Annotated in this window: 17 protein-coding genes; 10 read left to right on the top strand and 7 right to left on the bottom strand. The window is 74.3% G+C overall.

The genetic code is table 11. The annotated features are described in order from the left end of the window. A partial coding sequence (locus tag ACFV18_RS15000) for an acyl-CoA dehydrogenase family protein (protein ID WP_380483141.1) occupies positions 1-587 on the bottom strand: 587 nt, incomplete at its 3' end. A gap of 99 nt (positions 588-686) precedes the next feature. On the opposite strand from ACFV18_RS15000, the gene ACFV18_RS14995 reads away from it, so the two are divergent. The 5 genes from ACFV18_RS14995 (at position 687) to ACFV18_RS14975 (ending at position 4736) form a co-directional block, all read left to right on the top strand. Beyond that, positions 687-1403: a TetR family transcriptional regulator gene (locus ACFV18_RS14995; RefSeq protein ID WP_380483139.1), complete on the top strand. Its 717-nt coding sequence runs from the start codon at positions 687-689 to the stop codon at positions 1401-1403. Positions 1404-1600: 197 nt separating this feature from the next. Next, positions 1601-2050 (top strand): Zn-ribbon domain-containing OB-fold protein, encoded by a 450-nt coding sequence (locus tag ACFV18_RS14990; protein WP_380483137.1) that lies wholly within the window; start codon positions 1601-1603, stop codon positions 2048-2050. 202 nt (positions 2051-2252) lie between these two features. Next, positions 2253-3680 (top strand): hypothetical protein, encoded by a 1428-nt coding sequence (locus ACFV18_RS14985; RefSeq protein ID WP_380483135.1) that lies wholly within the window; start codon positions 2253-2255, stop codon positions 3678-3680. Between the two features lie 104 nt (positions 3681-3784). After that, the gene (locus tag ACFV18_RS14980) at positions 3785-4171 is read left to right on the top strand and encodes a tetratricopeptide repeat protein (RefSeq protein ID WP_380483133.1); all 387 of its coding nucleotides are present in this window, start codon (positions 3785-3787) and stop codon (positions 4169-4171) included. A 139-nt stretch (positions 4172-4310) separates the two neighbouring features. Next, on the top strand, positions 4311-4736 hold the full coding sequence (locus ACFV18_RS14975; RefSeq protein ID WP_380483131.1) for an SRPBCC family protein: 426 nt from the start codon (positions 4311-4313) through the stop codon (positions 4734-4736). On the opposite strand, the gene ACFV18_RS14970 is transcribed toward ACFV18_RS14975, so the two are convergent. The 3 genes from ACFV18_RS14970 to ACFV18_RS14960 form a co-directional block, all read right to left on the bottom strand. Next, positions 4714-6792 carry a SpoIIE family protein phosphatase gene (locus tag ACFV18_RS14970; protein WP_380483129.1) on the bottom strand — a complete coding sequence of 693 codons (2079 nt, stop codon included), beginning with the start codon at positions 6790-6792 and terminating at the stop codon, positions 4714-4716. The genes ACFV18_RS14975 and ACFV18_RS14970 overlap by 23 nt on opposite strands. A gap of 243 nt (positions 6793-7035) precedes the next feature. After that, entirely contained in the window at positions 7036-7428 is a 393-nt protein-coding gene (locus tag ACFV18_RS14965; RefSeq protein WP_380483127.1) for a (2Fe-2S) ferredoxin domain-containing protein, read from the bottom strand. Beyond that, positions 7425-9389 (bottom strand): heavy metal translocating P-type ATPase, encoded by a 1965-nt coding sequence (locus ACFV18_RS14960; protein WP_380483125.1) that lies wholly within the window; start codon positions 9387-9389, stop codon positions 7425-7427. Before ACFV18_RS14960 ends, ACFV18_RS14965 begins: the two co-directional genes overlap by 4 nt. A 94-nt stretch (positions 9390-9483) precedes the next feature. Between ACFV18_RS14960 and ACFV18_RS14955 the strand changes: the two genes are divergently transcribed. Together ACFV18_RS14955 and ACFV18_RS14950 are read left to right on the top strand one after the other, a co-directional pair. Beyond that, positions 9484-9852, top strand: coding sequence for an ArsR/SmtB family transcription factor (locus ACFV18_RS14955; RefSeq protein WP_380483123.1), 369 nt, complete (start codon positions 9484-9486; stop codon positions 9850-9852). A 113-nt stretch (positions 9853-9965) separates the two neighbouring features. Further along, the gene (locus tag ACFV18_RS14950; protein WP_380483121.1) at positions 9966-10325 is read left to right on the top strand and encodes a 5-carboxymethyl-2-hydroxymuconate Delta-isomerase; all 360 of its coding nucleotides are present in this window, start codon (positions 9966-9968) and stop codon (positions 10323-10325) included. Positions 10326-10334: 9 nt separating this feature from the next. On the opposite strand, the gene ACFV18_RS14945 is transcribed toward ACFV18_RS14950, so the two are convergent. The 3 genes from ACFV18_RS14945 to ACFV18_RS14935 form a co-directional block, all read right to left on the bottom strand. Next, entirely contained in the window at positions 10335-11183 is an 849-nt protein-coding gene (locus ACFV18_RS14945) for an alpha/beta fold hydrolase (protein ID WP_380483119.1), read from the bottom strand. Between the two features lie 212 nt (positions 11184-11395). Beyond that, complete coding sequence (locus ACFV18_RS14940; protein WP_380483118.1) at positions 11396-11821, bottom strand: hypothetical protein; 426 nt, start codon at positions 11819-11821, stop codon at positions 11396-11398. 82 nt (positions 11822-11903) lie between these two features. Then, complete coding sequence (locus ACFV18_RS14935) at positions 11904-13154, bottom strand: metallophosphoesterase (protein ID WP_380483116.1); 1251 nt, start codon at positions 13152-13154, stop codon at positions 11904-11906. A 568-nt stretch (positions 13155-13722) separates the two neighbouring features. Here ACFV18_RS14935 and ACFV18_RS14930 point away from each other — a divergent pair. The 3 genes from ACFV18_RS14930 to ACFV18_RS14920 all read left to right on the top strand — a co-directional run bounded on the left by ACFV18_RS14930 (position 13723) and on the right by ACFV18_RS14920 (position 16872). Next, a complete protein-coding gene (locus ACFV18_RS14930) occupies positions 13723-14499 on the top strand; it encodes a transglycosylase SLT domain-containing protein (RefSeq protein ID WP_380483114.1) in 777 nt (258 codons plus the stop codon). 245 nt (positions 14500-14744) lie between these two features. Further along, positions 14745-15743: a glycosyltransferase family 2 protein gene (locus ACFV18_RS14925; protein ID WP_380483113.1), complete on the top strand. Its 999-nt coding sequence runs from the start codon at positions 14745-14747 to the stop codon at positions 15741-15743. 319 nt (positions 15744-16062) lie between these two features. Then, positions 16063-16872, top strand: a complete 810-nt coding sequence (locus tag ACFV18_RS14920; protein ID WP_380483111.1) for a hypothetical protein — start codon at positions 16063-16065, stop codon at positions 16870-16872. Positions 16873-16976 lie beyond the last annotated feature (104 nt).

Genomic DNA, 16976 nt, shown 5'->3' with positions numbered 1-16976 from the left:
CCCTCGTCGCCCTTCTCCACCACGAACGCCGAGATCCCCTTCGACCGCAGCGAAGGATCCGTCACCGCCATCACCGTGTAGAACTCCGACACACCCGCGTTGGTGATCCACCGCTTCACACCGTTGAGCACCCAGAAGTCCCCGTCCCGCACCGCCCGGGTCTTCATACCCGCCGCGTCCGAGCCCGCCTCCGGCTCCGACAGGCAGTACGAGAACATGCCCTCGCCCCGGGCCAGCGCACCCAGGTACTTCGCCTTCAGCTCCTCCGAACCCGACAGCTGCACCGGCAGCGAACCCAGCTTGTTCACCGCCGGAATCAGCGAGGAGGACGCACACACCCGCGCCACCTCCTCGATCACGATCACCGTCGCCAGCGCGTCCGCCCCCGCACCGCCGTACTCCTCCGGCACGTGCACCGCGTGCAGATCGTTCGCCTGCAACGCCTCCAGCGCCTCCGAAGGGAACCGCCCCTCCTCGTCCACCGCCGCCGCGAACGGGGCGATCTTCGCCTCGGCCAGCGAACGCACCGACTCACGGAGCATCTCGTGCTCCTCGCTCAGCCGGTAGAGGTCGAAGTCCTTGGTCATGGCAGTCTCCTCGGTGATGGCACTCAGTACCCCCGATTATGCACACTGAGTATCGCCTCGCCCAGCCTTCCGGTCCGGGTCGGTGCTACCGTCCGGGGTATGAGCGAGGTGCATGAGCAGGGCGGAACCACGGCGACCCGGCCGACGATGCGGGACGCCCTGGTGGAGGCGGCGTTCGAGCTGTTCTCGGAGCGGGGCTTCGAGCAGACCACGGTCGACGACATCGTCTCGCTCGCGGGGGTCGGCCGGCGGTCGTTCTTCCGGTACTTCCCGTCGAAGGAGGCGGTGGTCTTCCCGGACCACGACGGCTGCCTGGCGGACATGACGGCGTTCCTGGAGCAGGCCGACCCCGCGGGCGACCCGGTGGGGCAGGTCTGCGACGCGGCCCGGCTGGTGCTGCGGATGTACGCGGGGAACCCGGCGTTCTCCGTGGGGCGCTATCAACTGACCAAGAAGGTACCGAACTTGCGCACCCATGAGCTCTCCGTGGTGTGGCGCTACGAGCGCACCCTGGCGGGCCATCTGCGCACCCGGTACGCGGCCCGGGCGGACGGCGCGCTGCGCGCGGACGTGATCGCGGCGGCGGTGGTCGCGGCGCACAACTACGCGCTGCGGGCCTGGCTGCGCTCGGGCGGCGAGGGCGACGTGGGCGCGGCGGTGGACGAGGCGCTGCAGTTGGTGATCGACACCTGGGGCGACGGCGCGGCCGAGGGGCGGGCGGAGTCGCAGGACGAGGAGGTGGTCGTCATGGTGGCCCGCCGGGGTACCCCGATGTGGCGGGTGGTGCAGGGCGTCGAGGCGGCGCTGGAGCCGTGACCGGGCTCCCGGGGCGCTCCCCCGGGCGTCCTCGCAGGCCTCACTCGTCACACCGATGATCCGATGACCCGACTGGCACTCGGTACCTTTACACGGGGCACTGAGTGCCATACCGTCCTTCTGGCAGACCGCCCCGACCGCACGCCCGCCCGGGCGGCGGTACGGCGGCGCACACCGGCTCAGCCAAGGAGACGGCCATGACCCTCACGCTCGCCCCGGCCGCACCGACGACGGCCCCGACCACCACCACCCCGACCGCCGACCCGCTCGGCCCGCACTTCGTCCCGTCCGGCTTCCGGCAGCAGCCCGAACGCCCGGACGCCGAGACCGAGTTGCACTACCGCCGCTGCCGCTGGTGCCACTCGGCCAGCGCGGTGACCTGCCTGCTGTGCCCGGTGTGCGGGTCGGCCGACCTGGAGCCGGCGGTGGCCTCCGGGCAGGGGACGGTGCAGCGCCTGCTGCGTCCGACCCGCCGGGGCCCGCACCTGGGGCGCCCGTATCTGATCGTGCTGGACGAGGGCTTCACCGTGCAGGCGTCGGTGCTCGGCGGGCTGCCGGGCGCGGTGCCGATCGGCGCCAGGGTGCAGCTGGTGACCAGCGAGGAGGGCGGCCGGGTGCTCACCTTCCGCCTGGTCCCCCGCACCTGACGAGCCGCCGCCTCCGCAACCTGGCACCGAGTGCCACCGACCCCCGCCGCACGGGGCCTCCCTCCGCCCCAACAGGCCGCAGGACGCACGCACTTCGCCCATCCTTCGATCCGGGGGTGCGGGCGTGGCCCGATCCCGTGCACGGAGCGCCACCACGCGGGTAGGGTCGGTGACGTTTGCCGTTCCGGGGGAGGTACTACACGTGCTCGATCTGAGCGCCCATCAGCCGGCCACCGTCTGGCGACCGTTGTCCGGCCCACCGCCGGGAAGGGAGTGGCGCGCCGGTCTGGCGGCCAACCCGGCGGCCCCGGCCGAGGTGCTGTGCCGGTTGCTGGACGGCATGGCCGAGGGCGACGGCCCGAGCTGGCCGGCGCAGCGGCCGGAGTTGCCGGGCCGCGTGGTGGAGGCGGCGCTGCGGCACCCGCACTGGCGGGTCCGGGCGGCGCTGGCGGAGCGTCCGGGGCTGTCGCCGGTGGTGCTGGCGGCACTGGCCGCGGACCGCGAGCGCCGGGTGCGCCGGGCCGCGGCGTCGGCGGCGCACTCGGTGCTGCTGCCGGAGCGGACACTGGCGGCGCTGGCGGCCGACCGCGACCCGGACACCCGCCGCCGGGTGCCGGGGTGCGCGGGCCTGCCGGAGGAACTGCTGGTGCACCTCGCGCAGGACGATTCGCCGCTGGTGCGGGCCGCGGCGGTGGCGGCGGACAGCTGGGCCCGGTTGCCGGCCCGGGTGCGCACGGCGCTGCGCGCGGACCGCGATCCGGCGGTGCGGGCGGCGGTGCAGCGCGCGCTGCGGGTGGAGCGTCCGCTGCCGGTGACGCTGGCGGGGTACATCGCGGAGAGCGACCCGGTGCGCCGGGAGCGGACGGCGGCGGGGGCCGCCCTGGAGCGGGCGCTCGGCGAGTGGCTGGTGCTGGACGACGACCCGCGGATCCGCCGGGCGGCGGCGGGCAATCCCCGGTTGCCGACGGACCTGGCGCTGGCCCTGGCGGCCGACCCGGACGCGGCGGTGCGTCTCGCGGTGTCGCTGCGGCCGGATCTGACCGAGCGGCAGCGTTCCGCGGTCGTCTACCAGGTGCCGGACGCGGCGCCGCCCGAGCTGCCCTGGGTGGCCGAAAGGGCCGAGGATCCGGCGGAGTTGCTGCGCCTGGCCCGCTCGGGGCATCCGCTGGTGCGGCGCGCGGTGGCGGCGCTGGAGCGGCTGCCGGGCGAGGTGGTGGCGCTGCTGGCGCGGGACCCGGAGCTGACGGTGCGCCTGGCGCTGGCGGAGCACTGTACGGACGCGCCGGGCGAGTTGCTGCGATCGGTGTACGCGGAGCTGCTGGGCCCGTCCTCGCTGCCGGGCCTGGAACGGTTCGCCGCGCCGGGGCTGGCGCGGTGGGCGGAGCGGCCGGAGCCGGCGCTGCGGCTGGCGGCACTGCGCGATCCGGAGCTGGCGCCGGAGGTGCTGGCGCGGCTGGCGGAGGATGCGGACGAGACGGTGGCGCGGGCGGCGGCGGGCGATCCGCGGTTGCCGCTGGACGTGCTGCTGGGGCTGCTGGAGCCGGGCGCGCAGCCGGTTGCGGCGGCGGCGAATCCGGCGCTGCCGGTGCCGTTCATGCTGCGGCTGCTGGAGCTGGCGGCGGAGGGCTGAGCCGAGCCGACACCCGTGGAATAGCGGCCGATGGGTGAACGTTCAACCACCTGTCGGGCCACGGAGGTCCGGCAGAGGAACCGGAGAACGGCAAGGAGCACGGCATGACCACCGACTTCCGCCAGCGGACCACCGGCCTGCCCACCGAGCAGGCGAGCCTCCACCAGGGGACGGTCGCCGAACGCTGGGCGCGCGCCCAGCTGTTCTTCGACTCCAAGGCGTACGCGGACGCCGCCCGGATCCTCGCCGAGCTGGTCGAGGAGGCCCCGGAGCAGGTCGGCCCGCGGCTGCTGCTGGCCCGGTCGTACTACCACTCCGCCCAGCTGCGCCGCGCCGAGGAGCAGCTGCGCGCGGTGATCGAGCGCGACCCGGTGGAGCACTACGCGCACCTCGTCCTCGGCCGCGTCCTGGAGCGCCAGGGCCGTCACGCCGAAGCGGTGCCGTACCTGCGCCTGGCCGCCGCGTTCGAGGGCACCTTCCCGCAGGACTGACGCCCCCGACAGCACGCCGCCCCCGACGGGTTCCCGCCCGCCGGGGGCGGCGTGCTGTCGGGGGGCGCCGTGCTGTCGGCGCTCGGCGGGCGTCCCTGTCAGGCTGGAGGGGGGCGTCGAGGATGCGGAGGTGCGCGCGATGCGGACGTTGGAGGAGCAGATCGAGGTGACCGCCCCGATGGGGACGGCGTGGTCGCAGTTGCACCGGGTGGCGGAGTATCCGCAGTTCGTCGGCGGGGTGGTGCACGCCACCGCGCGGGGGCGGCGGCACGCGGATCTGGACGTGGAGATCGCCGGTGAGCGGCACCGGGTGGACGCGGAGCTGACCGATCACGGCCGGGGCCGGGTGATGAGCTGGGAGACCGTGGACGGCCCGCCGCTGCGCGGCACTTTCGCGCTGCGCCCGCTGGACGCCGCGCACACCCAGGTGCAGGTGCGCCTGGAGTACGACCCGGACGAGCTGAAGGAGGCGGTCGGCGGTCCGCGCGGGTTCGCGCAGAGCAAGGCGGTGGAGGAGGCGGTGCGGACCGATCTGGAGCTGTTCAAGCAGCTGTGCGAGGAGTGATCGAGGGCTCGGCGCCACCGGCGGCGCCACCGGGGGGCGCGCCGATCGGCAGTTCGGCCCAGATGACCTTGCCGCTGGTGGGGTAGCGGGTGCCCCAGCGTTCGGCGAGCTGGGCGACCAGGAACAGGCCGCGCCCGCCTTCGTCGGTGTCGGTGGCGTGCCGCAGGTGCGGGGAGGTCGCGGAGCCGTCCCAGACCTCGCAGATCAGCGCGCGGTCGCGCAGCAGCCGGACCCGGATCGGCCCGCTGGCGTGCCGGATCGCGTTGGTGATCAGTTCGCTGAGCACGAGTTCGGCGGCGAACGCCTGCTCGGTCAGGCCCCACTCGTCGAGCCGGCGGGTGACGGCGGCCCGTACCCGGGCGACGGCGGCCGGGTCGGCGGGGACGTCCCAGTCGGCGACGTGGTCGGCGGGCACTGCCCGGGTGCGGGCCACCAGCAGGGCGATGTCGTCGGCGGGGCTGGCGGGCAGCAGCGCGTCGAGCAGGTCGTCGCAGGTCTGACGGGGGCTGCGGCCGGGGTGGGCGAGTGCGGCGCGCAGCAGTTTCATGCCGTGGTCGAGGTCGTGGGCCCGGGATTCCACCAGTCCGTCGGTGTACAGCACCAGCCGGGTGCCCTCGGGGAGTTCCAACTCGGCGGTCTCGTACGGCAGTTGTCCGACGCCGAGGGGGAGGCCGCCGGGCAGGTCGGGGATCTCCACGTGGCCGTCGGGGTGCACGATGGCGGGCGGCAGGTGGCCGGCCCGGGCGAAGGTGCAGCGCCGAGTGACGGGGTCGTAGACGGCGTACAGGCAGGTCGCGCCGGTGATCGGGCGTTCGCCGCCGTCGGGGCGGGGGTTCTCCTGGTCGAGGCGGTTGACCAGGGCGTCGAGGTGGCCGAGCAGTTCCGCGGGGGCCAGGTCGAGCGAGGAGAAGGTGTGCACGGCGGTGCGCAGCCGTCCCATGGTGGCGGCGGCGTGCACGCCGTGGCCGACCACGTCGCCGACCACCAGGGCGACCCGGGCGCCGGAGAGCGGGATCACGTCGAACCAGTCGCCGCCGACGCCGGCCTGCGCGGGCAGGTAGCGGGAGGCGACTTCGAGGGCCTGTTGTTCGGGCAGGCCGGCGGGCAGCAGGCTGTGCTGGAGCGCGACGGCCATGGTGTGTTCGCGGGTGTAGCGGCGGGCGTTGTCGACCAGGACGGCGGCGCGGGCGGTGAGTTCCTCGGCGAGGGTGCCGTCCTCGTCGTCGAAGGCGGGCCGGGGCCGGGCGCGCCAGAAGGTGGCGACGCCGAGCAGGGTGTCGCCGACGCTGAGCGGCGCCGCGATCAGGGTGTGCACCTGTTCGTCGCGCATGGCGTCGACGGTGCCGGGGCGGACTTCGTCCCACACGTCGAGCGCTGCGGACAGGTCGGGTTCGACCACGGAGCGGGAGGTGGCGACGGCCCGGGCGCGCGGGGTGCCGGGGACGAGCGGCACGGCCGAGCCCGGAAGGAGCAGCGGGGGCCGGGCGGTGATGCCGGCGAGTGCGGCCCGGTGCAGCGCCCCGTGCCGGCCGGGGCGGGGTTCACCGCCGTCCAGGACGCCCTCGCAGAGGTCGACGCAGGCGAAGTCGGCGAAGGCGGGGACGAGTGCGGCGGCGAGTTCCTCGCAGGTGCGGGTGATGTCGAGGGTGGTGCCGATGGAGCCGCCGGCCCGGTAGAGCAGTTCGAGGCGGCGGCGGGCGGTGTCCGGGTTGGCGGGGGCGGCGGTGTCGCGCAGCGTGGCCAGCAGGCAGGGCGGGCCGCCGGCCCGGTCGGTGTGGCGCAGGTCGAGGCCGAGGGTGCGGCCGTGCGCGGTGATGCGCGTGTCGGTGAGGTCCGCGCCGCCGTCCAGCAGGGTGAGCAGTTCGTCGGGGAGGCGGAGGGCGCGTACGGGGCGGCTCTCGCAGTCGGTGGGCAGTTCGAGCAGTCGGCGGGCCTCGTCGTTGGCGTACAGCAGGTGCCGGTCGGCGTCGATCAGCAGCAGGCCTTCGCGGACGACGGCCGGTTCGGGGTCCGCCCGGCGGGGCGCCCGGTGCGCTTCGGGCGTGTCGTCGCTCATCCGTGCCGTCCGGTCTGCGCGGAGGTCACCGGGGCCGGCGGGCCGAAGCGGGGGCTCGTGGACGTCCGGCGCGGGGAGGTCCGGCCCGCCGCGCGCTGTCCGCCGGGTGCTGCCCGAAACCGGGTCATACGCCCATTCCTACACTCCCCGCTCCGACCGGGCCAACGGCGGCGCCCGGGTTTCGCCCGCCGATGTGCCGCCCTTAACGTGCCCTTACGCCTCTCGTCAGCGGCCGCGCGCGGCTCATTGGCGTTCCAGTTCGGCGCGGACCCGGCGGGAGGGCTGGAAGGCGTACAGGTCGAGCACGTCGGGTGGTTCGGCCAGGCCGGGGCCTCCGGCGGCGACCCAGGCGGTGATGTCGGCGGCGGCGGCGCGGTCGTTGACCTGGCCGAGCCAGACCGGGCGTCCGCCGGCCCGGCGGCCTTCGGCGGAGGGCTGGACGACGATGACGTTGGCCCGCTCGCAGGCGTCGAGGCAGTCGGTGCGCCGGATCGCGGCAATGCCGGCCAGTGCGGTGCGCAGGTCGACGAGCTGGGCCTCGTGGTCCAGGCGGGGGACTTTGGCGGCGGTGCCGCAGCAGCAGCCGCGGCAGACCGTGACGGTGCAGCGCGCGGCGTCCTGGCGGGGGTGGCTCATGCGGTGCTCCCCGCTCGCCGGGCCCGGGTCCAGGCGGATTCGCGCAGCAGGCGCAGGCCGTTGAGGCCGACCAGGACGGTGGAGCCCTCGTGGCCGAGCACGCCGAGCGGCAGCGGGAGGTTGGCGACCAGGTCCCACACCACCAGGACGGTGATGAACGTCGCGGCGATCGCCAGGTTCTGCACCACCAGCGCGCGGGCCCGGCGGGAGAGCGCGACCACGGCCGGGACGGTGGCGAGTTCGTCGCGGACGATGACGGCGTCGGCGGTCTCCAGGGCCAGGTCGGATCCGGCCCGGCCCATCGCGATGCCGGTGTGCGCGGCGGCCAGCGCGGGCGCGTCGTTCACGCCGTCGCCGATCACCAGTACCTTCCGCCCGGCGGTCTCCCACTCCTTGACGGCGGCGGCCTTGTCCTGCGGCAGCAGCCGGGCCCGGACCTCGCCGAGGCCGGCTTCCTCGGCCAACTGCCTTGCGGCGCGCGGGTTGTCGCCGGTGAGCAGCACGGGGGCGGCGCCGGTGAGTGCCGTCAGTGCGCGGACGGTGGCGGCGGCGTCGGGGCGCAGCCGGTCGGCGATGCCGAGGACGCCGACGGGGGTGCCGTCGATGGCGACCACGACGGCGGTGCGCCCGGCGTCCTCGAGTTCCGCGACGGCTGCGCCGGTGGCCGGGCAGTCGCGTTCGGGGGCGCGGACGGTGACGGTGTGTCCGCCGACGGTGGCGGTGACGCCGACACCGGGTGTGGAGCTGAAGTCCGCGGCGGTGGCGAGGGTGAGCCGGCGGCTGCGGGCGGCCTCGACGACGGCGCGGGCGAGCGGGTGTTCGCTGGGGTGCTCGGCGGCGGCGGCCGCCACGAGGACGTGGTCCTCCGTCAGGCCGGAGTCGGCCTGTGGGCGGATGTCGGTGACGCGGGGGGTGCCCTCGGTGAGGGTGCCGGTCTTGTCGAGGGCGACGGCGTCGATCTGGCCGAGGCGTTCCATCACCACGGCGGATTTCACCAGGACGCCGTGCCGGCCGGCGTTGGCGATGGCGGACAGCAGCGGCGGCATGGTGGCGAGGACCACCGCGCAGGGCGAGGCGACGATCATGAAGGTCATCGCGCGCAGCAGTGACCCGGTGAAGGCCGCGCCGAGGGCGAGTGGCGCCGCGAAGATCGCGAGGGTGGCGGCCACCATGCCGAGCGAGTACCGCTGTTCGACCTTTTCGATGAACAGCTGGGTGGGGGCCTTGGTCTCGGACGCCTCCTCGACCATGGCGACGATCCGGGCGATCACGGAGTCCGCGGCGTCCCGTTCGACCCGCACCCGCAGCGCGCCGGTGCCGTTCAGGGTGCCGGCGAACACCTCGTCGCCGGTGTGCTTGGCGACCGGCAGGGGCTCGCCGGTGATGGTGGCCTGGTCGACCTCGCTGGCGCCGTCCAGGACCCGGCCGTCCGCGCCGATCCGCTCGCCGGGCCGGACCAGCACCGTGTCGCCGACGGCCAGGTGCTCGACGGGGACGGTCTCCTCGCCCGCGTCGGTGAGCCGGGTGGCGGTGGCGGGGGCCAGGTCGAGCAGGCCGCGTACCGAGTCGGCGGTGCGGGCGGTGGCGATCGCCTCCAGTGCGCCGGAGGTGGCGAAGATGACGATCAGCAGGGCGCCGTCCAGCACCTGGCCGACGGCCGCCGCGCCCAGCGCCGCCACGATCATCAGCAGGTCGACGTCGAGGGTCTTCTCCTTCAGTGCCTGGAGTCCGGCCCAGCCGGGCTCCCAGCCGCCGGTGGCGTACGCGAGGGCGTACAGCGGGCCCCATGCCCAGGCGGGGGCGCCGGCCAGGTCCAGCGGGAGGGCGACCAGGAACAGCAGCAGCGCGGCCAGCGCCCACCGGGCCTCGGGCAGCGCCAGGACGCGGGTGCGCCGTTTCGGCGGGGCCGGGCGGGGCCCGGCGGTGGGCGGCGCGGGCCGCCGGTCCAGGACGGAAGACATGGGCGGGGCAACCCTTCGCGGGGCGGGACGACAACCCCTCCACCATACCGGAACATCTGAACAGGTCTTCATGTGTAACCGGTATGATGAGGCCATGGGCCACGGAATCGACACCGCCAGCAGCGCCACCACCCGCGAACGCCTGGACGCCGTCGGAACCGCCGATGTCGCGGCCACCCTCCAGGCCCTGGCCACCCCCTCCCGCCTGCACATCCTGGCCCGGCTCCAGGAGGGCCCCTGCTCGGTGGGCGACCTCGCCGAGGCCGTCGGCCTGGAGGCCTCCGCCTGCTCGCACCAACTGCGGCTGCTGCGCAACCTCGGCCTGGTCACCGGCGAGCGCCACGGCCGCTCGATCGTCTACGCGCTGTACGACAATCACGTCGCCGAGCTGCTCGACCAGGCGCTCTACCACGTGGAGCACCTGCGCCTGGGCATCCGCGACACGCCTCCCGCCGCCGACTGACGCCTCCCCCGTGTCCAGCATGTGGGACCCCGGGCGCGGGGGCGGAGGCGGGCGGGGTTTAGATGGCGGATGTAGAAGCCAAGCATCAGCATCTGCGCGAAGAAGGTCCCGCCATGCCCCACATCACCGTCGACTACTCGCCACAGCTGGCCGACTCCTTCGACCGCCCCGGATTCGTCCGCGAGCTGCACCCGCTGGTCCGTGAGTGGGTGGCCTCCCGGGGCGTGTGCAAGACCTTCTTCCGCCAGGCCGCGGAGACCTGGGTGGGCGACGCGGACGGCCAGTTGACCGCCTTCGTGCACATCGCCATCGGCCTGCTGCCGGGTCGGCCGGAGGGGCTGAAGGCGCGCCTGTCCGAGGAGGTGCTGCGCCTGCTCGACAAGCACCTGCGGCCCGTCCTCGGCCGCGAGGTGGTCCGCTCGGCCGAGGTCCGCGACCTCAGCCCGTCCTACCGCCTGCGCACCGGCTGGTGACGGGCGCCCTCACCGCTTCAGGAACCGTGCCAGCTCCGCGTTCACCTGCTCCGCCCGGGTGTACGGCAGGGCGTGGTGGGAGACGCCGTCGAGGGTGCGAATCACGGCCTGCGGGAGCAGGCGTTCGGCCCGTGCGGTGAGGGTGCGCGGGTTGTGGGAGCGGCTGTTCGCGGCGGCCAGCAGCAGGCAGCGGGCGCGGAGGGTCGCGAGCGCCTCGGGGGTGGGGCGAGGACCGGTGACGGGGCGGGCGGCGGGGAAGGTCGCGGCCAGGCCGTGCAGGCGGGTCCAGTCCGGGTCGAGCGGGACGCCGCCGGTCTCCCAGGCGAGGAACGCCCGGGCGCGGGCCTCGCTCGGGCGGGCCAGCATGGGCGCCGCGTGCAGGAGGTAGCGGGGCGCGTAGCCGGTGAAGCAGCCGGTGGGGTCGAGCAGCGCGAGGCGCTCGATCCGGTCGGGGCGGCTCAGGGCGTGGTTCAGCGCGATCCAGCCGCCGTAGGAATGCCCGCACAGGTCGATGCGGTCCAGGCCGAGCCCGTCCAGGACGGCGTCCAGCCAGCCGTGCAGGTCCTCGACGCGGCGCACCGGCTGTCGCCCGCCGCGCGCGGAGCGGCCCGCCTCGCCGATCCGGTCCACCGCGAACACCCGTGCCTCGCGGGCGAGTTCACCGGCGTTGGCCCACCAGCTCGCCGCCGTGGCGCCGCCGCCGTGGAGCAGCACCAGCGGCGGGCCGCCGGCCGGTCCGGCGGCGTTGACCCGGGTGGTGCCGTACGGCGTCTCGACATCGATCGTCTCGACCGGGACGGGCCAGCGGCTCAGCAGGGTGTCGTACGCGGACAGGAAGGCGGAACGGTCGAACGCCATGACGCAGCCTCCACGGACAGGATTTCTCTCGCCGGGCGAGTGTCTCGCTCAGCGGGATACTATGCGGCCGCATCTCCGCAGTGCCTGGTCCCGGCCCCGGCGCACCCGCCCGCGACGTGTGGCGTCGGCCTGCGGTCGATGCGGCGCGCGGTGAGGTACTGGTGCGGGGGGGGAAGGGCGCGCGCATGCACCAATGACCCGGAAGAGCCGGGTCAGTCGGAGAGGCCGCGGTGGCGGGAGATCCCCGGGATCATGCCGACGGAGGACGCCAGGCTCTTCCCTTCCTCGCCGCTGAGCACCCGGTACGCGGTGTTGAAGGGGAAGGACGTCAGCCCGAGCACCCGGACGGCGTGGCCGGCCGAGTCACCGCCGGCGTCGGTCCACTCTCCGCCGTAGCAGCGGACCATCACCTCGCCGGTGTAGGCGCCGACCAGCGACCACCACATCGCCATCCGCGAGTCGCTCAGCGGCCCGTCGGCGTTCAACTCGGCGCAGACCGCGTCGAGTTCGGCCAGGCTGGCGACGGTCCAGTCCAGCCGTCGGCGGTGGTTGTCGGCGACCAGCGCCACGCACTGCTCGGCGGTGAACGCCAGTGCGGCGACGGGCACTTCCGCTGTCTGCTGCGGCTCTCGTTCCATGCCGGAGATCCTTCCGGGCCAACGACCGTTCGTGCCAACGGTTTTCGTCCGCACACTGGCCAACGCCCCGCCAGGAGGAGTCTCAAGCCTGGAGCGAGGCGAGCGTGACCACCGTGATGTCGGACGGCGCGCCGACGCGGACCGGTGGACCCCAGGCGCCGGCGCCGCGGGTGACGTAGAGCTGGGTGTCGCCGTAGCGCTCAAGGCCGGCGACGGTCGGGTTGGCCAGTTCGGCGAGGTAGTTGCCGGGCCAGAGCTGGCCGCCATGGGTGTGGCCCGAGAGTTGGAGGTCCACCCCGTGGCGGACGCTGTCGTGGATGGTCACCGGCTGGTGGGCCATCAGGACGGCGGCCCGGTTGCGGTCGCGGTCGCCCAAGGCGCGTACGTAGTCGGGGCCTTGGCCCTGCGAGGTGCCGGCGATGTCGTTGACCCCCGCGAGGTCGAACCAGGGCAGTTCGGCGCGGGCGTTCTCCAGCGGGTGGACGCCGAGCTCGCGGACGAAGTCGATCCACGGTGCGGCGCCCGAGAAGTACTCGTGGTTGCCGGTGACGAAGTACGCGCCGTCCTTGGCCCGCAGATCCGCCAACGGGCGTGCGGCGGGGCCGAGTTCGGGGACGGTGCCGTCGACCAGGTCGCCGACGACGGCGATCAGGTCGGGCTGGGTGGCGTTGATGGTGTCGACGATCCGCCGGGTGTGCGCCCGGCCGAGTATCGGGCCGAGGTGGATGTCGCTGACCACGGCGATCCGGTAGCCGTGTGCGGGGCGCGGCAGTTTCGCCAGCGGCACCGTCACCTGCTTGACCTGCGGCCCGCGCAGCACCCCGTACGTGCCGTTGCCCACCACGCCGACGGCGACTCCGGCGGCCGCGCCGGCCACCACCCGGGACACGAACAGCCGCCGCGAGGGCTCCCCGGGCGTCCCAACCTGCCGGGGCGTCTCGGTCTCGGCGGGCGCCTCACCCTCGGCGGGCCCCACCTCGGCGGCAGCCTCCGCCTCCCGCACCGCCGCCGGCCGGCCCTCGCGGCGCGGGAGGCGGAGCAGCAGGGGGCGCAGCAGTTCGCCGGCCAGCAGGGCGAGCAGGAGGTAGAGGAGGACGGCCATCCAGAGGTAGCCGGGCCAGGCGAACCAGCGTTCCACGGCGAGCGGGAAGGCCCGGCCGCCGACCAGGGCCAGCAGGGACAGGACGGGCAGCAGGACGGCGAGCACGCTGCCTGCTCGCCGGTACCGGCTGCCGGGGCGGGAGACGTCGCGGACCAGTCGCCGCCACACGTACCAGTGCGCCACCCCGAGCAGGCCGAGCGCCGCCGCCACCCCCATCACCGCGATCACCATGCGGGCAAGTATCGGGGCTCCGTGATCGCGGGCTGTGACCGGGGTGCCGTTCTGTTCGACCGGGCGTGGTCGTCCGGGTGCGGGGCGTGCCGGTGCGGGTGCGGTTCCTGTGAGCCCTCCCACATCGCGGTGGGCTTCTACGATCCTCGATAGTCGGTGTGCGGACCGGTCCGCCGGGCTGCCGCCGGCGCTCCCCCGTCCGCTCGCCGGAGCCTACCGCGACTTCGCAGGTCAGAGGCGCCCCGGTGGCCGCCGGCCGACGCTCGGTCCCGGCCCGGCCCGGAGCCGTCGCAGCCGGCGTGACCGTCCGTCCTCCGGCCCGCCCGCTACTACGGGGCGTAGTTTCCGGCCTCTTTGAGCCACTTTCCGCGATCTGCCAAGAATGTCCCCCGTCCGCCGGGCAGTCCGGCCGGCCTCCCCGGCCGCCGTCCGCTGCCACGTTCGTCCGATTGCCGCACTGCACCGTGTTCCTGCGCCGTGTTCCAGGGTGCGGCGCCGGTGCCGTGCGTGCCGGTCGGCGGGCCGCCGTGTCCCACCGGCCGTCCGGCCCGTACAAGAAGAGATCGCCATGCCGTCGCATCGCCGCCGCCCGTCCAGCCTTTCGAAGGTGCTCGGTCTTTCGAAGACGCTCCGCCGCCACCGCCATGCCGTGGTGACGGGCGTGGCGACCGTCGCGGTCGCGGGTGCCACCGCGCTGGCCGTCGTGGTTCCGCAGCACTCGACCCCGGCGGGCGCCTCGGCCCGGCCGGCGAGCAGCATGCCGCTCGCGGCGGACGCTCTCCCCTCGCAGGACGCCGCGTCCGCGCAGGCCGCCGCCGAAGCGAGCGCCAGTGCCAGTGCCAGCGCGTCCGCCCGGGCCGAGGCGGAGGCGAAGGCCAAGGCGGACGCGGCGGCCAGTGCGAGTGCGAGCGCGAGTGCGAGTGCGAGCGCCGAGGCGAAGGCCAGGGCGGACGCCGAGGCGGCGTCCCGGTCGCAGCAGCGCCAGGCGCTGGCAAGCAGCAAGCCGTCCGCCGCCGCGTCCCCGTCCGTGTCCGCGTCGGCCGTCGCCAAGGCGCTCAGCGGGACGCCGCAGCAGATCGCGGCGCAGCTCGTTCCGGCCGGGCAGTTGCAGTGCTTCAACAACATCGTGGAGCGCGAGAGCGGCTGGAATGTGCACGCGACCAACCCGTCCTCGGGTGCGTACGGGCTGATGCAGGCGCTGCCGGGTTCGAAGATGGCCTCGGTGGGCGCGGACTGGCGGGACAACCCGGCGACCCAGATCAAGTGGGGCCTGCAGTACATGAACCAGACGTACGGCAGCCCGTGTGCGGCGTGGTCGTTCTGGCAGGCGCACAACTGGTACTGAGGGCTGTTGGTCCCGGCCTCCGGGGGACGTTCGGCACGGTGTGTGCGCAGCTCCACCACCATGCGTACATCTGACGATACGTCAGCAAGTCGCGGCGTTCCGCCCTCTATCCGGACATTTCATCGCACGACCGTGTTCATTTGGTGAAGATTCAGCGAACTTCCCATGTCCGCTGTCCGGAATAGCCGCTTTAGAGCGGCTTCCGACCTTTGCCTGAGGCTGTCCCCGCCCCTAGCCTCCCGCCCATGGCCCCACCACTGATCACCGTCGTGCTCCCCGCTTACGACGAGCAGGAACAACTGAAGGAGTGTCTCGACTCCCTGCTCGGACAGTCCTTCCGCGAGTTCGAGATCATCGTGGTCCGGACGCCCTCCCCGCACTGTCCGGAGGAGCGGCTGGTGGAGGCGTACGAGCTGCGCGACGCCCGGGTGCGGGTGCTGCGGCTGGACACGGAGACCGGCATCGGGCGGGTCCGGATGGCGGGCGCGGCGCACGCGCGTGGCGAGTACCTGCTGTTCCTGGACGCCGACCACCTGCTGCCGGCGGACGCGTTCGAGGCGATGGCCGCCCGGCTCGCCGAGACCGGCGAGGTCGATCTGCTGCTGTTCGGCCACAACCGCGAGTACCGGGGCAAGGTGTGGCCGGGCAACGCGGCCGAACTGCTGGACGCCGTCGGCCCGGAGGTGTTCACCCCGGGCGAGCACCCGGAACTGTTCGGCGCCCCGCCGCTGATCTGGGACCGGCTGGTGCGCAGCGGCACCGTTCCGACCTTCCCCGACGGGTTCTACGAGGAGGTCCCGGCGGTGCACCGCTCGCTGTTGGCCGCCTCCCGGATCGCGGTGCTCAACCGCGAGTGCGTCACCATCCGCCGCCGTCACACCCTGCACCCGGCGGGCAGCGAAGGCGCGACCCACTTCGACCTGTTCGACCGCTACGAGGGCACCTTCGAGCTGCTGGACACCCAGCCCGCCGAGGCCCCGCCGGTCAACCCCGAGGTGCGGACCCACCTGTTCACCCGGATGATCCGCCACTACCTGTTCGTCTTCGACCTGCCGGGGACCCTGACCCGCGCCGAGCGCCCGCAGTTCTTCCAACGTGCGGCCGAGCACTACAAGCGTTTCCTCCCGGACGGCTACCGGCGCCCGGACGGCCGCGAGGGCATCAAGTTCTCGCTGCTGGCGTCGAATTCGTACGCCACCTTCGAGGTCGCCAAGTTCTCCCGCCTGGCAGGCGTGCGCCGGTGACGGCGGCGGCGCACGGCGACCGTGCGGGCGCACCTCGGCCTGCGGCAGGGACTCGGAATTCTCCCGCCCCGGCCGAGTGCCTTGACGATCCCTCGGGCAAGCTCCTGACGAACCGTCGGGACGGGCGGGCCACCCGAACCGCCGGACGGGCCACCTGAACCGCCGGACGGGCCACCTGAACCGCCGATCGGACGTCCCGCCGCTGCTGGGCCGGGCGTCCTGACGAACCGTCGGGCCCGGCCTGGCGGTAGAGTCCCTCCCCGCGCCAACCTCTGCCGCGCCACCTCCGTGCACCACCGGACCGGAAGGCGAACTCTCGATGACCTCCCCTGTCTCCCCGCCGGCCGATCCCGCCGCGGACGCGTTCTCGCCCGCCGACGGCGGCCCCACGCCGGGGCCGGTCGGCCAACTCCCGCCCCAGCAGCAGATGGCCGGCTGGGCGGTCCTGCTGCTCGGCGTGCTGCTGCTGGCCGAGGCGTTCGTCTGCGTGGCCGCGCTGCTCAGCGTCTGGACGCCGCTCACCACGCTGACCGCCGAACGCGCCCCGTCCGGCGCCCCCGCGACCTGGACGATGCTCGGCCTCGGCCCCTGGAACCTGACGTCCAACACCGCGATGCTGATCGCCGTCCTGGCCGCCAGCGGTCTCGGCAGCTTCGTGCACGCCGCGACGTCCTTCGCCACCTACGCGGGCAACCGCCAGCTGCTGCCGAGCTGGCTGCCCTGGTACCTGCTGCGCACGGCGATCGGCGGCGCGCTCGCACTGCTGGTCTACTTCCTGCTGCGCGGCGGCCTGTTCGCCAACGGCACCGACGGCACCGCCACCAACCCGTACGGCTTCGCCGGGATCGCCGGCCTGTGCGGCCTGTTCTCCAAGCAGGCCACCGACAAGCTCCGCGAGATCTTCGACACCGTCCTCACCACCCGCGACGGGGCCGGCGACGACGAGCGCGACGACAAGATCCAGCCCACAGCCCCGACTTCGCCCACCGCGCCCGCGCCCGCGCCGGCCGCACCGACCTCCCCGGCCGCACCCGTCGCGTCCGAGCCGCAGCCCGCCGAACCGGTCGTGGCCAGCATCCCGAAGCAGGCGAACCCGGCCTCCGAATCCGCTCGGACCACCGGTAGTTGACGGCCCGCCGCCACCGGACGGCCGTCGCCACCGGCCCGCGCCGACGGCGGGAGCGCGTCCGCCCGGCCGGGGGCTACTTCTCGCGGGTGCGTGCGTCCCGCAGG

This window comes from Kitasatospora sp. NPDC059673 (genome assembly GCF_042734215.1).
GTDB lineage: Bacteria > Actinomycetota > Actinomycetes > Streptomycetales > Streptomycetaceae > Kitasatospora.
This window is presented reverse-complemented; position numbering and strand designations above follow the sequence as displayed.